Source organism: Arthrobacter sp. 10T416, assembly GCF_056394165.1.
This window is the reverse complement of record NZ_JBFTHI010000001.1, coordinates 373587-387972: the sequence shown is the minus strand read 5'-3', so window position 1 is coordinate 387972 and position 14386 is coordinate 373587. Positions and strand designations below refer to the sequence as shown.

Below are 14386 nucleotides of genomic sequence, written 5' to 3'. Positions count from 1 at the left end.
GACGGATGACCAGCCTGACTGCACCCGACGTTCGTTTCCATAGCTCGTGGCTGGAAGGGTCGGCAGAGTTCGACGGCGCCCATCGCGACGGCGGCGGGGGAGAGGACTGGTCGCTCCAGAACCTGCAGGACCCCGGGGCTTTCGCCGCATTTGTCGAGGAATTGGTCAGTGCCGCGTTGCCTGAAACTCCCCGAAAGCCTGGGTATGTCCCGTGCACGTACCTGTGGATTGTGGACGGCGGCACGTTCCTTGGATCGCTGGCCATTCGGCACGAGCTGAACGACTTCCTCCTCAACGAGGGTGGCCATATTGGCTACAGCGTTAGGCCGTCCGCCCGCCGTCGCGGACACGCGTCACGGGCGTTGGCGGATGCGTTGCCGGTGGCCCGGGACCTTGGGATCGGCCCCGCACTCATCACCTGCGACGAAGGCAACGTTGGATCCCGGGCAACCATCGAGAAGAACGGCGGTGTGTACGAGGACTCGCGCAAGGGCAAGCGGCGCTACTGGGTGGCAACCGCCTGACCCCGGGTTCCACCTCGGTGCCGCCAGCTGCGGGCCCGCCTGGTCAATCAAGTTTCGTAGGTGCGCCCGTAATTTTCGTCCCTCGCCGGGAAACCTAATGTCTAGCGGGCGGTTCAGCCCGCGATAACGGATATTTGGGGGTTAGACAATGAAAAGCAACCGCACCAGCCTTTGGACGACTGTCACGTTGGCAGGCTTTGCCGCCAGCCTGGTGCTCACCGGATGTGGGTCACAGGCAGGAACCGCAGCTTCACCCGAACCCCGGCAGGTGACCGACGTGTCCGATCTGGCCGCCCCGCTTTCCGTCGTTCCTGCGGCGGCTGCCCGGCCGGCGGTGCAGGCCAATGCCGCCGAGCGTGCCTTGACGGCTCCGGCGTCGCCGTCCAAACACGCACCGCAGGCGCTGAAGTCGTTCACCTTTCCGGACGGGCACATTTCCTTCCAGTACCCCGCATCGTGGACTGTCCGGACCGTGCAGCCTCCGGCGGGACTGCCCGGCATCGAAGTCATCGTCACGGACGGCGCGGGCAACGATCTGTTGTCCTTTGCCAATGGTGTCACTGCCGGCTGCGCCGCTGGTCCGGTGACACGCCACGTGCTCGACCAGGCGGCGGTTCCCGGAATGACGGCGCCCGACGGAACGGAGCCGGTCTTCGGGTTCGCCGTCGAAGCCATCGGCGACGTCAACGCCTATTACATGGGCCTGGTCGATCCACGGTCTTTGGCGCAGGGGGAGGGCATCGCTTCGTGGTGCAGCCTCGTCCAGACGGGTAACGGCGGGCTGTTCAGCCGCGTGCTGTTCGACGAGCCCGCGTTCAAGAACCAGGGCGCGGCACGGGCATGGATGAATACCGACCAGTACGCCCAGCTCAGGGCCCTCTTGCTGAGCCTCGACTACGCGTGAGCACGTCCTGATCGGACGAAGGAGCCCGCCGGCGGGGGACCGGCGGCTTTCTTTCGCGCCTGAACGGTCCGGGCGCAAGAGATCGGTAGGCTGATGCCGGAGCTGGCACGAGCCAGCTCCGGAGCAACCATTGATGGGGCAATGACGCATGACAGGCATTGACCGGTGGGGCCGGTCTTACTTCGGATTGCAAGCTGCTGCAGGGGCCTGTTGGTGGGTCGGAGTCTGGTTGTGGCCTGCACTGCGTCAGGTGACGCTCGGCAACCTCGACCCCGCAGGCATCGCCGTCGTTGATATTCCGTTGTTCGTGATGGCCTCCGCCGCCGCAGCTTTCGGTGTGCGGGCGGCAGCTGCCGTGAACGCCGGCTGGACTGCCGCCGTCGCCCTCGCCCTCGCGGTCTACGCAACGCTCACCGGCCAGGCCGGCTGGGGTGTGCTGGGCATGGGCGCCGCAACGGCGGGATCCCTGATCGCCCTGTGCGCGGTGTGGCTGGGCCGCGTTCCTACGGAATGGATCCTCCGCGGTCCGTTCGCCTTCAGGACCGCCACCAGGCGGCCGACGACGGCTCCCCATGTGCTCGCTACCTTCGGGCAGATCGTGATCTTTTGGGGATTCTTCCTTGGTCTGTTGCCGTGGGTCATTCGCTTCTTCGAGATGCGCTGGCAGGTGGCGCTTCCGTTTCCGCCGGGGGCCGGACTTGCCGGTGCCGCGGCGCTGGTAATAGCAAGTGCCCTCGGGATTTGGTCGGCAGTAGCCATGTCAACGCGCGGGCTAGGGACCCCGCTTCCGTCGGCGATGCCGAACCGGCTGGTCATTGCCGGCCCTTATCGCTGGATTCGCAACCCGATGGCGCTGGCGGGCGTCGTCCAGGGCGCGTCGGTCGGCCTCATCATGAATTCCTGGCTGGTCATCGCGTACGCCGTCGCAGGCTCGCTGGTCTGGAACTACGTGGTCAGGCCGTTGGAGGAGTCCGATCTCCGGACCCGGTTCGGGGACGACTTCGAGCGCTACCGCGCCGCTGTGCGCTGCTGGATCCCGCGACTGCCGACGGCCCACTCCGTGGCGAGCGACGCGCCAAAGGCGTAGGCCGGATGACCGTTGTAGGAGACAGGCGCTGTCGACGGCGGGGGAGAGGGACGGTGAACCTGGCTCACATCGCCCGGCTCTGTTCCGACGGCTGTACGTGTGTGATCGGAGTCCGACGTCGACCTTGCCGCGTTGGTGTATCGCCGGGTTCCCGTCGACGACGATGTTGCAAACCGATTGATCCGCTGTGGGCAGATGGTTGGGCGACGGAGGCCCGTGGCGTACCAGCGCGTAATTCCTTCGGGAGTGATCGCTGACGTCGAAGGCAACCGCATGGCGGGCGGCAGGCGGGGAGCTGTGTTACGAGAACCTGTCCAGCGCTTTTCATGTTACTTGACATAATGTTGATTATCGGCGTTATGGAATACTCCGAGAGCGGGCCCGTATCCAGGCAGATTTAGTCTCCACCGAGTCGTTTCAGTAAGCGTCTGCGGCTGACATTGTGAGTCGCGTTCGTTATTTCGCCTGACTCAACGCCAGCCAGGTTTACAGAGAACGAACGACAGTGTCGATGGCAAAAAAGTGCACTGGTGATTTCAGCAGGCTTTCCAGTGACATCAAATGATTTCATCGGTGAACCGGAAAATGCACTCAGCTAAATATGTCCGGGTTGAATTGATGAGCTCTCAGTCGCCTGCTGAGGCCGATTCGTGGGCTTACGCACAATCTCGCTGTTAGCGCTACGGCGCCGTCCGGCATCAGCTGTTCCTTGGACTCTCCTGAAGCGCATGTCCCACAGGACCGCAGGGGCAACGCAGGTGGCCACGTGACGCCACCCACGGGGACTGCGGTTGATCAAGACTGCGGTTGATCAAAAGGGCAGCTACTCCCCCGGCAATTTATGCGATAAATCCGCTTTTAGGAATAATTCTAATTAGCGTACACCGAAATTATAAGGCTTTACGAAGAATTACCGGGATGAATTCAGTTAGTGCAAACAATATGCCGCACGCGCCGGATCTATTTCCCGACATACGCTGCCAGATGTTCGCCTGTGAGCGTGGACTCGGCCGCCACCAGCTCAGCCGGCGTCCCCTCAAAAACGATCTTGCCGCCGTCGTGCCCGGCGCCCGGCCCGAGGTCAATGATCCAATCCGCATGCGCCATGACTGCCTGGTGGTGCTCGATGACGATGACGGACTTGCCGCCGTCGACCAACCGGTCGAGAAGCCCCAGCAAGTTCTCCACATCGGCCAGGTGCAGGCCCGTCGTCGGTTCGTCGAGGACGTAGACGTCGCCCTTCTCGGCCATCTGGGTGGCAAGCTTGAGCCGTTGACGCTCGCCTCCGGACAGTGTGGTGAGCGGCTGCCCCAGGCTCAGGTAACCGAGGCCGACGTCGGCCAGGCGGTCCAGCACCTTGTGCGCTGCCGGCGTCTTGGCATCCCCCTCGGCAAAAAACGCCTCAGCCTCGGTGACTGACATGGCGAGCACCTCGGCGATGTTGCGGCCGCCCAGCGTGTACTCCAGCACCGACGCCTGGAACCGTTTCCCCTCGCATTCCTCGCAGGTCGATTCCACGGTGGCCATCACGCCCAGCTCTGTGTAGATCACGCCGGCCCCGTTGCACGTGGGGCAGGCTCCTTCGGAGTTCGAACTGAACAACGCCGGTTTGACGCCGTTGGCCTTCGCGAACGCCTTGCGGATGGGCTCGAGCAGCCCGCTGTAGGTTGCCGGGTTGCTGCGGCGGGAACCGCGGATGGCGCCCTGGTCGATGATGACCACGCCGTCCCGGCCCGCCACCGAACCGTTGATCAGGCTACTTTTGCCGGACCCGGCCACACCGGTCAGAACGCACAGCACACCGAGGGGAATGTCGACGTCGACGTTCTGGAGGTTGTGCGTCGCAGCGCCACGGACTTCCAGGGCACCCGCGGACTGGCGGAAGGAGCCCCGAAGCCCGGCACGGTCATCCAGGTGTTGTCCGGTGATGGTGCCGCTCCCTCGCAAATCCTCGACACTCCCCTCGAAGACCACCTGACCGCCGCCGGAACCGGCGGCCGGCCCCAGGTCGATGACATGGTCCGCGATCGCGATGGTCTCGGGCTTGTGTTCCACCACCAGGACAGTGTTGCCCTTATCCCGCAACTGCAGCAGCAGGCCGTTCATCCGTTCAATGTCGTGCGGGTGAAGGCCGATCGTGGGCTCATCAAAAACGTAGGTGATGTCGGTGAGCGAGGACCCCAGATGCCGGATCATTTTGGTCCGCTGGGCCTCTCCCCCGGACAGCGTGCCCGCCGGGCGGTCCAGTGAGAGATAGCCCAGCCCGATGTCGGCGAACGAATCCAGCAGGTGCTGCAGACCGCGCAGCAACGGCGCGACGGACGGTTCCCGCAGCTCGCGGACCCAGCCGGCCAGGTCACTGATCTGCATGGCACAGACGTCCGCGATGTTCTTTCCGTTGATCCTGGCGGACCGTGCCTCCTTGCTGAGCCGGGTGCCGTCGCACTCAGGGCAGAGGGCAAACGTGATGGCCCGGTCAACGAAGGCACGGATGTGCGGCTGCATGGATTCCGGATCCTTGGACAGCATGGATTTTTGGATCTTGGGGATCAGGCCTTCATAGGTGAGGTTGATGCCCTCGACCTTGATCTTGGTGGGCTCTTTGTAGAGGAGGTCGTGGAGCTGCTTCTTGGTGAACCTGCCGATCGGCTTGTCCATGTCGAAAAAGCCTGAGCCACTGAAGATCCGCCCGTACCACCCGTCCATGCTGTAGCCGGGAATCGACAGCGCGCCCCCGGCCAGCGACTTGGACTCGTCATAGAGGGCCGTCAGGTCGAAGTCGGAGACCGAGCCCATGCCTTCGCAGCGAGGGCACATCCCGCCCAGGTAGACCGCGTTCTGCACAACGCTTTTCTCGACCCGGCCGGCCTTTTCCGTGCTCATCACACCGCTGGCCTTGCGTGTGGGGACATTGAAGGAGAACGCCGTCGGCGGCCCGACGTAGGGGGTGCCGAGCCGGCTGAAAAGGATACGCAGCATGGCGTTGGCGTCGGTGGCGGTCCCGACGGTGGAGCGCGGGTTCGATCCCATCCGCTCCTGGTCGACGATGATCGCCGTCGTCAGCCCCTCGAGCAGGTCCACGTCCGGCCTGGCCAGGGCGGGCATAAAGCCCTGGACGAAGGCGCTGTAGGTCTCATTGATCATCCGCTGGGACTCCGCAGCGATGGTGGCGAAGACCAGGGAGCTCTTCCCCGAGCCGGAGACTCCTGTGAAGACCGTGAGCCGGCGTTTTGGAATTTCCACGCTGATGTCTTTGAGGTTGTTCTCGCGGGCGCCCTGGACCCGGATGAGGTCGTGTGTGTCGGCAATATGCGGCGCCGGGCCCTGCGTGTCGGTGGTCGCTGCCATACTCATCGAGTCTCCCTCTGTTCCCGCCCGGCCGTCCCCAGGCGGGCTCGACGGCGTCGCCCGCTGGATGTGAACAGCTTAGAACAGTCGGTGGGCTAATCATTGTGCTATCCGCGGCCCTCACTGAGAATGAACCATGACGGTCTACCTGAGGTCCCTCGAAACTGCTGTCCCGCCCACGCTCCTGATCCAAGCCGAAGCCCGCGACGTCTTCGCCGCCCAGCCGGGGCTCAGCCGGCTCGGCGCCCGCCTGGTCAGCACCTGCTTCGACTCCGCCGCCATCGACACCCGCTACACCGCCGTCCGGGAACTCACCACCGACTTCCGGTCGGAGGATCCGCAATTCTTCGACCCGGCCACAGGGCTGCTGCTCAGCCCCAGCACCAAGGTCCGCAACGACATCTTCGCCACCGAGGCCAGCAAACTCTTCGTCGAGGCAGCAGCCAAGGCCCTCGCGGCCTGTCCCGGTATGCTGCCCGGGGACATCACCCACCTGGTCACGGTTTCCTGCACGGGTTTCTTCAATCCGGGGCCCGACTACAAAATCGTCCGCGCACTCGGCCTAAACCCCGCAGTCCAGCGCTACCACCTCGGGTTTATGGGCTGCTACGCAGCCTTCCCGGCGCTGCGGGCCGCCAAATCGTTCTGCGACGCCGACCCGGACGCTGTGGTCCTGGTGGTCTGTGCCGAACTCTGCTCGCTGCACGTCCGGACCTCTAACGATCCGGACACCATCATGGGTTCGGCGCTGTTCGCCGACGGCGCTGCGGCCGCCATCATCAGCGCCCGTGAGCTCCCGGATCAGCCGGCCCTGCTGACCCTGGACCACTTTGAGACCGTCCTGACCCCGGTGGGAGAAGAAGCGATGGCGTGGAACATCGGGGACGAAGGCTTCGAAATGGTCCTCGGCACCTACGTGCCGCACATCATCGACGACCACATCGTCGGGGCCCTCGAACCATTGCTGGCCCACGACGCGGCGCTGGCCGGTCTCGACTACGCGGATATCCAGCACTGGGCCATCCATCCGGGCGGGCGGTCCATATTGGACAAGGTCCAGTCCCGGCTCGGGCTGAGCGATGACCAGCTGGTGCCCGCGCGCGAAACCCTGCGCAACTACGGCAACATGAGCAGCGCCACGGTGCTGTTCGTCATCCGGCACATCCTTGACCTCCCGGCGGCCACGAACGACGACGACGGGGACGGAAGTGTGGACGCGGCCGACGGCGGGGAGCGGATCTGTTCCATGGCGTTCGGGCCGGGATTGACGGTTGAAACAGCGCTGTTCACTAAACTCATCCCACCGCGGGCCGTGAACAGCGACGCCCATGAACGCCGCGGGGTGCCGCGGCCGGAAACCGCCGTGGTCTGAGGGCCGGCCCATGCAAGCGCTCCGCCGGCGTGACGTCGATGCCGTCGAGGAAATGGACCGCGAGGACTGCGATCCGCTGCGGTTGCGCCGAACCTACGCCCAGTTCGCCCTGGTCAACCGCGCCGTGTCCGGCTGGCGTGGCATCTACCGGCGCGAACTGCGGCCGCTGCTCTCCGCTACCCGCACCACAACCCTGCTGGACATCGGCTGCGGCGGCGGCGACGTCCCGGTGCTCCTGGCCCGCTGGGCAGCCCGGGACGGGTTTACCCTCTCGGTAACGGCCATCGATCCTGACCCGCGGGCCGCAGCTTTCGCGACCGGCCGCCGGGGCCATGCAGGCGTCGAATTCCGGCAGCAGACAGCCGCAGAGCTGCTGGCGGGCGGCGCTCGCTACGACGTCGTGGTCTCCAACCATGTCCTGCACCATCTGGCACCGGACGAGTTGCCGGTCTTCCTCGACGAATCGGCGGCCCTTGCCAGCGGCAAAGTCATCCACAACGATCTGCGCCGCAGCGCCGCAGCGTACGCCTTGTTCGCCGTCGGCGCGTTGCCCTTGCGCGGCTCCTATATCCGGCAGGACGGTCTGACCTCGATCCGGCGAAGCTACACGGCGGCCGAGCTCTCGGCCGCCGCTCCCCCGGGCTGGGCCGTGGCCCCCCGGGCGCCCTTCCGCAATCTGCTGATCCTAGACAGCGCCACGGCCGTCCCGGGGCGAGTCAGTGAATGACGTCCTGATCATTGGCGGCGGCCCGGTGGGGCTCTTTGTGGCCGCCCTGCTGGTGCAGGACGGCGTTCCGGTAACCGTGCTGGAACAGCGCTCCGGACCGGAGCCGAACTCGCGGGCCATCGGAATCCACCCGCCGGCCCTTGAGGCACTGCGGCGGATCGGGGTAGACCGGGAACTCATCCACCGCGGCGTTCCCATCCGGCGCGGGGTCGCCCTGGCCGGCGGGAGCATCAGGGCTGAAATGTCCTTCGCACGGGTATCGGAGCGGTATCCGTTTGTCCTGTCGCTGCCGCAGGACCGGACCGAAGCCATCCTTGAGCAGCGCCTCCGCGCCCTCGACCCGCAGGCGCTCCAACGCGGCGTGCGGGTGTCCTCGCTGAACGACGACGGCCGTCAGGTCGCCGTGCAGGCATGGGCCGGCGACCAACAGCTGACATTCACGGCGCCTCTGGTGATCGCCGCCGACGGGGTGAGGTCCACGGCCCGGGCTGGCCTGGGCGTGCACCTGCGGCGCCGCGACTATCCGGACTGCTACGTCATGGGCGACTTCGCCGACGGCACGGGCCTGGGTCCTGACGCCGCGCTGTTCCTGGCCGGCGCCGGGATTGTGGAGTCCTTCCCGCTGCCCGGCCGGCTGCGCCGCTGGGTTGTGCGCCTATCCCAGGCATCCCCCGGCGCGGAAGGGGTTGCCGACGCCGCCTGGCTCGCCCGAGAGATCCGGCGGCGGACAGGGATCGACGTGGACGCCGGGAGCAACAGCATGCTGAGCAGGTTCGGCGCCCGTTCAGGCCTGGCCCGCAGGATGGTGGCAGGCCGCGGGATCCTGATCGGGGACGCGGCCCATGAAATCAGTCCGATCGGCGGGCAGGGTATGAGCCTGGGGTGGCTCGACGCGCTGGCCCTGGCGCCGCTGGTACCGGCGCTCCTGGCCGGGGACGCATCCGGGCTGCCGCTGTTCGAAACAGCCCGGATGCGCCATGCGGCGCGGGCGGCCCGCCAGGCCGAGCTCAACATGGCACTGGGCCGGCCGCTCCGGCAGGGCCCCCTGGTGGTGCGCAACCGCGCCATCGCCGCCGTTGCGGGGGTCCCGGCGATAAACCGGTTCGTGGCCCGCAGGTTCACCATGCACTAGGGCCCTGCGGGCTACTGCGGCTTGTAGTAGCAGTCGTAGCTGTGCTGGCTAACGATCCTGCCGTCGCGGACCTCGAAAATCGATGCCGTCCGGGCCCGGATCTGCTCGCCCCGGTCCCAATGCGGCAGGTCGATCTGCAGCGTCGCGGACCATTCGGCCTCCACCACCACCCGCCCGCCCTCACACGTGGTGCGCTCCACGTCGAAGCGCTGCCCGGAGACAATTTCACTGCTGTGCTCGGCACCCTCAAGGACCTGGGACCGGTTGCGCGTGGACCCGTCCGGGCCCAGTAGGTGCGGGGCTTCGGTGAGGACGTAGTCGTCGGCCAGGAACGGTTCCAGCGCCGCCGCGCCGCCGTCGGCTTCGATGGCGCGGAGCAGGCCGAGGACGCAATCGAGCGGAGTGGGGGAAGTCATGGACCGAGACTAGCCGACGCATGGCCGGCGGGAGGTACAACGCGGTGCGCCCGGACCCGGCCCCGCCTAGACTGACCGCATGGGCCGCCTTTCCCTGATGCTCTGCCGATCCGCCACCGTACTGGCGGTGGTGGCCGCCGCCTCCTGCAGCGCGGTTCCGGCCCCGGGGACACAGACCGGTTCGACGACGGCGGGTCCTGCCGCCGGACCGCTGACGGCCCAGATCAACCAGTTCCGCGACAACTACAGCAAACAGATCATCGAGATCCAGCTGACCAACACCACGGCCGTGCCCATGACCGTGATCGCAGCCGGCCTGCGGAGCCCGCAGTTCGAGTCCGGTATCAACTGGAGCTCGGCAGCGGCCGGGACGGAGCTGCCGCCGGGCCAGACCAAGAGCCTGCCGGCCCGGCTGCCGCCCGCGTCATGCAGGTCTCTGGCGCAACCTGGTCAGGCGCAAGCCGGCCAGCCCTCCCCCGACGGAAGTTCGGCACAGTCCGCCGTCGTCGAGGTCCGGGTGGCGGCGGCCGGCGGGGAGCCGGCGAGGACGGTGACGGCACCCGCAACGGACCCTTTCGGCGTCTTGGACCGGAACAACGCCGAACTCTGCACCGCCCAGGCGGCCGCCGCGGTGGCCGACTTCCGGCTGGGGCCCGGACTCGCGGTGTCTGCGGACGGCCGGAGCGCCGTCCTGACCCTGGTGGTGACCCCGCGGAACCAGACCGGAACGGCCGGCCCTGCCGGGGCGGGGCTGACGCTTGACAGCATCGGCGGGACCACGCTGGTGGAGGAGGATCCCAGCGCCCGCTGGCCGGTCGGGCTACGGGTGTCCTCAACCGGCCCGGCGTACGAAATCCGGCTCGGTATCCGGCCGGCCCGCTGCGACCCGCACGCCGTAGCTGAGGACAAAGTGGGGACCCTGTTCCCCGTGCGGATCACCGTCGCCGGCCGGCAGGGCATCCTCAAAGTGGGTGCCAGCACTCAGTTGAAGGGACGCGTGCAGGATTTCGTCACGTCGGCATGCGGACGACAGTAGTCTGTTGCCATGTCCCCCAACGTACGGAACGAACACGACCATAACGCCCCGAAATCCCGGGTCAGCGACGACCACATCCGGGAATCCGTCGTGGAGGTCGTCAACGCCGGGGTGCTGCCACCCATCGTCCAGGTAGGCCATCCGGCCCTCCGCCACGTGGCTGTTCCGTACACCGGCCAGCTCACCGACGACGAGCTCGGCCGCCTCATTGACCTGATGCGCAGGGTTATGCACAAGGCGCCGGGCGTTGGACTTGCCGCGCCCCAGCTGGGCATCCCGCTCCAGCTGGCCGTCCTCGAGGACAGGTTCGACGTCGACCCGGATGTCGCCGCCGTCCGGGGCCGGGAACCACTGCCGTTTTTCGCCATGCTGAACCCCAGCTACGAGCCCCTCGGCGCGGCCCGGGCGGCGTTCTACGAGGGTTGCCTGTCCCTGAACGGTCTGCAGGCCGCCGTGATGCGTCCCGAGTCGGTGCGCCTGACTTTCATGGCCGTGGACGGCAGCACACAGCAGCGGGATTTCACCGGCTGGCAGGCCCGGATCGTCCAACACGAAACCGACCACGTGCACGGGATTGTCTATCTGGACCGGGCCGAGCTGCGCTCGCTGAGCAACAATGCCGAGTATGCGGCGCGCTGGGCACAGCCGGACATCGGGCACGCCCGGCAGGAACTCGGATTCCTGCCGGACGAGCCCACCGGCTAGCCTGCCGCCGGCGCCGGATTGGACGCCGTCGGCAAGTGCTTGGCCCACCAGGCCAGGATGTGATCGAAGCGCTGGCGGCGGTGGTGCGGGGTGCCGGACCGGGAGAGTTCATGGTTCTCACCAGGGAAAACCAGGAACGCCGCTTCGACGCCCTGCTGCTTGAGCGCCGTGAAGTACCGCTGCCCCTGTTCCACGGGGCACCGGAGGTCCTCCTCGCTGTGAATGACCAAGGTGGGCGTCCGGACGTGCTCCAGCCGGGCCATGGGACTCTGTGCCGCCATTTGTTCTGAGGACCGGCCGGTGTATTCACCGCCGAAGAACCAGCCGATGTCCGAGGACCCGGTGAAGCTCACAGGATCCAGGAAGCCCCGCTCTACGATCGAGGCCCTGAAGCGGTGGTCGTGGCTGATGGTCCAGGCTGTCAGGTAGCCGCCGTAGGACCCGCCCATAATGCCCAGCGCGCCGCCGTCGAGCTCCTGGAACTTCTGCAGGGCGCCGTCCAGGAAGGCCAGGACGTCCTGCATGTCCACCGTGCCCATACGCTCCTTGATGGAGCGGCCGTGGGCCTGGCCGTACCCGGCAGAACCGCGCGGATTGCACATCAGCACCGCGTATCCGGCCGCCGCGTACACCTGGGCTTCGTCGAACAGCGCGCCGGTGAACTGCGCGAACGGGCCGCCGTGGATGTTCAGCAACACCGGGTGCGGACCCTCGCCGGCCGGTGCGACCAGCCAGCCGTGCACCGGATAGCCGTCCGCGGAGGCGAACGTCAGTTCCTGCGGCGGGATGATCCCGGCCTGGTCCCGCAGCGGTGCGGAGAAATCGGTCAGGCTCCGTGGCCGGCCGGCCTCGAGGACCGCGACATCGCCTGAGGTGGTCGCGTCGGTGTAGCTCAGCACCACCGCTCCCCCGTTCTCGGCGGCGCCCGTGACGACGCGCCCATCGGCCACCAGCGCCGCCCGTTGCCCCGACGGCCCGAACTCGAGAAGCTGCACCGTTCCTCGGGCGTTGTTGAGTGCCAGGACCCCGTCCGGGCCCATCAACTCCAGGCTGCCCCCGACGTCCATTGTTTCCACGTCGCTCAGCGCCACCGGTTCTCCGCCGGCAGCGGGCATGACGTAGAGCACCGTGTTGCGGGCCACGAAATCCTGGCCGGCGTCCCCGAGGTCCTGTGCGGCGAAGTACAGCCACTGCCCATCCCGGCTCTGCCGGACTGCGGTGACGGACAGCCGGGCAAGCGCGGCCGGGGCTACCGCCTCGGGATCAGCAGCCGCAGTGTCCACGTTCGCAGCACTGTCCAGCGGCAGCCGGTAGATCCCGGTAATGAGGTCGTTGTCGCGGCCTTCATGCAGGGCGGCCGTGAAGTACAGGAACCGTCCGTCGTTGCTGTAGTTGGCTCCCTCGTGGTCAGTGGCCGCAGTGGTGAGCTGGCGCGCCTTCGGCAGGTTGCCGGGTTCCTCTCCGCTCTTGTCCGCAGAGGCCCCGGCGGCCTTCAACGCCCGGCCCGCGGGGGCGACCCACGGCTCCTCGTCAAGGCCCGGGACGTCGATGGCGAACAGCTGGACGGGCTTGTCAGCGGTGTAGCCGACGCCGTTCATCCGGTACTGGTACGTGGTGATCAGCCGTGCATCTTCACCGCCGGCAGAGACTCCGTCGACGGTGCCGTAGCGGCCCTCGTCGGGAGTCCGCGCGCTGAAGACCAGGCCGCGCGAGTCCGGCGACCAGGTGAAGGCGCCGACCCCCAGCGGAGCATCGGTCAGCTGAACCGGCTCGCCGCCGGTGGCTTCCACGATGTACAGCTGGGGCTTGCCCCCGGCCGGCGCCCGCAGGAACCCGAGGACGCGCCCATCCGGGGAAAACGCTGGAGCGGAGTCCCGGAACCCGCGGGTCAGCCGCCGCGGAGGCAGCGCCGGATCCACCGGCACCGTCCACAGCTGGCCCACGTAGGCGTCGGCGTCGAAATCGGGGCGGACCACGGACACTACGGCTTTGGAGCCGTCAGGGTGCACCGCGGGAGCCGAAACGGACTTGAGCAAGGGAAGATGTTCGGATTTCACGAGTGCGAGCCTAACCGCTGCGGCGCGGGAGGTGAAGTAGCTCACACCGGCGCGGCGTTCCGCCCGAATGGCCGGGAAGGAGAGCGGCGGGGCCGGCGCCGCGGCCCTACGATGGACTCTATGCTCCCCGCTTCCCTCGCCGCCCTGGCGTGCCCCGTGTGCCGGAAGCCCCTCGCGGCCGACGCTGGGATGCGTTCGCTCATGTGTTCGGCCGGGCATAGTTTCGACGCCGCCAAACAGGGATATTTCAATGTCCTGACCGGCAAAGGCACCGTCTTCGAAGCGGACTCGGCCGCGATGGTGGCCGCCCGCTTCGACTTTCTCTCCGCCGGCCACTACCGGCAGGTGGCGGCAACCCTTGCCGAGCTGGCCGGTCCTTTCCTCGCCGGCCCCGAGGCAGCCGTGCTCGACGCCGGGACGGGTACCGGCCACTATCTCCGGGCCCTCCTGGACCGCTCCCCCGCGGCCGCCGTCGGCCTCGACATCTCCAAGTTCGCGCTGCGACGGGCAGCCCGGCTGAACCCCGAGGCGGTCAACCTTGTGGCCGATGTCTGGCAGCCGCTCCCGCTCGCGGACGACGCCGTCGACGTCGTGACGGTGGTCTTCGCGCCGCGCAACGCACCCGAGTTTGCCCGGGTGCTCCGGCCGGGCGGCCGCTTGATCGTGGTCACACCGCTTCCCGGGCATCTCGCCGAGGTGGCGACGGTCACGGGAATGCTGGGCATTGAGCCGGCGAAGGAAGAGCGCCTCGCGGCGACCCTCGGCACACATTTCAGTGCCCACGAAGTCCAGGAACTGAATCTGGCCCTGGAGCTGGCGCCGGAAGACGTCGCGAAGCTGGCCATGATGGGACCGGCCGGGCACCACCTCGACCCCGCGTCCCTGTCAGCCATTGCGGCGGGGCTGCCGCCGCGCACCCCGGTCACTGCCCGCTTCAGGGTCAGCGTCTTCGAGCCGCTGCCCTCCCCCGCCGCGCCGCAGTCAACGTAACGACTTGGCCACGTTCGCCCCCTAGTCCGGACTGCCCGCCCCCTGCACCACCCTCCGGCCTAGGATGGGAAGACAAGGTGCAGCGTGG

General features: G+C 67.3%; 12 protein-coding genes. 9 read left to right on the top strand and 3 right to left on the bottom strand.

Features of this window, described 5'->3' with window-relative positions:
- Positions 1-5: 5 nt before the first annotated feature.
- The 3 genes from AC1DBE_RS01745 to AC1DBE_RS01735 all read left to right on the top strand — a co-directional run bounded on the left by AC1DBE_RS01745 (position 6) and on the right by AC1DBE_RS01735 (position 2515).
- Positions 6-524, top strand: coding sequence for a GNAT family N-acetyltransferase (locus AC1DBE_RS01745; protein WP_476879233.1), 519 nt, complete (start codon positions 6-8; stop codon positions 522-524).
- 148 nt (positions 525-672) lie between these two features.
- Positions 673-1428 (top strand): hypothetical protein, encoded by a 756-nt coding sequence (locus AC1DBE_RS01740; RefSeq protein WP_476969426.1) that lies wholly within the window; start codon positions 673-675, stop codon positions 1426-1428.
- A gap of 148 nt (positions 1429-1576) precedes the next feature.
- Positions 1577-2515 (top strand): methyltransferase family protein, encoded by a 939-nt coding sequence (locus tag AC1DBE_RS01735; RefSeq protein WP_476969425.1) that lies wholly within the window; start codon positions 1577-1579, stop codon positions 2513-2515.
- Between the two features lie 960 nt (positions 2516-3475).
- On the opposite strand, the gene AC1DBE_RS01730 is transcribed toward AC1DBE_RS01735, so the two are convergent.
- A complete protein-coding gene (locus tag AC1DBE_RS01730; RefSeq protein ID WP_476969424.1) occupies positions 3476-5869 on the bottom strand; it encodes an ATP-binding cassette domain-containing protein in 2394 nt (797 codons plus the stop codon).
- Between the two features lie 130 nt (positions 5870-5999).
- On the opposite strand from AC1DBE_RS01730, the gene AC1DBE_RS01725 reads away from it, so the two are divergent.
- The 3 genes from AC1DBE_RS01725 to AC1DBE_RS01715 are packed head-to-tail and all read left to right on the top strand — an operon-like array spanning position 6000 to position 9094.
- The gene (locus AC1DBE_RS01725; protein ID WP_476969423.1) at positions 6000-7235 is read left to right on the top strand and encodes a type III polyketide synthase; all 1236 of its coding nucleotides are present in this window, start codon (positions 6000-6002) and stop codon (positions 7233-7235) included.
- 10 nt (positions 7236-7245) lie between these two features.
- Positions 7246-7962 carry a class I SAM-dependent methyltransferase gene (locus AC1DBE_RS01720; RefSeq protein ID WP_476969422.1) on the top strand — a complete coding sequence of 239 codons (717 nt, stop codon included), beginning with the start codon at positions 7246-7248 and terminating at the stop codon, positions 7960-7962.
- Positions 7955-9094: an FAD-dependent oxidoreductase gene (locus AC1DBE_RS01715; protein WP_476969421.1), complete on the top strand. Its 1140-nt coding sequence runs from the start codon at positions 7955-7957 to the stop codon at positions 9092-9094. The genes AC1DBE_RS01720 and AC1DBE_RS01715 overlap by 8 nt, the downstream gene beginning before the upstream one ends.
- Positions 9095-9105: 11 nt before the next feature.
- Here AC1DBE_RS01715 and AC1DBE_RS01710 read toward each other — a convergent pair whose 3' ends face one another.
- Positions 9106-9510 carry a nuclear transport factor 2 family protein gene (locus AC1DBE_RS01710; protein WP_476969420.1) on the bottom strand — a complete coding sequence of 135 codons (405 nt, stop codon included), beginning with the start codon at positions 9508-9510 and terminating at the stop codon, positions 9106-9108.
- A gap of 79 nt (positions 9511-9589) precedes the next feature.
- Here AC1DBE_RS01710 and AC1DBE_RS01705 point away from each other — a divergent pair, with 79 nt between their 5' ends.
- Both AC1DBE_RS01705 and AC1DBE_RS01700 read left to right on the top strand, forming a co-directional pair.
- Positions 9590-10546 carry a hypothetical protein gene (locus tag AC1DBE_RS01705; RefSeq protein WP_476969419.1) on the top strand — a complete coding sequence of 319 codons (957 nt, stop codon included), beginning with the start codon at positions 9590-9592 and terminating at the stop codon, positions 10544-10546.
- Positions 10547-10555: 9 nt separating this feature from the next.
- Positions 10556-11251 carry a peptide deformylase gene (locus AC1DBE_RS01700; protein WP_476969418.1) on the top strand — a complete coding sequence of 232 codons (696 nt, stop codon included), beginning with the start codon at positions 10556-10558 and terminating at the stop codon, positions 11249-11251.
- Here the strand turns inward: AC1DBE_RS01700 and AC1DBE_RS01695 are convergent.
- Positions 11248-13308 carry a S9 family peptidase gene (locus tag AC1DBE_RS01695; protein WP_476969417.1) on the bottom strand — a complete coding sequence of 687 codons (2061 nt, stop codon included), beginning with the start codon at positions 13306-13308 and terminating at the stop codon, positions 11248-11250. The genes AC1DBE_RS01700 and AC1DBE_RS01695 overlap by 4 nt on opposite strands.
- Positions 13309-13428: 120 nt before the next feature.
- Here AC1DBE_RS01695 and AC1DBE_RS01690 point away from each other — a divergent pair, with 120 nt between their 5' ends.
- Positions 13429-14298: a methyltransferase domain-containing protein gene (locus AC1DBE_RS01690; RefSeq protein ID WP_476969416.1), complete on the top strand. Its 870-nt coding sequence runs from the start codon at positions 13429-13431 to the stop codon at positions 14296-14298.
- Positions 14299-14386 lie beyond the last annotated feature (88 nt).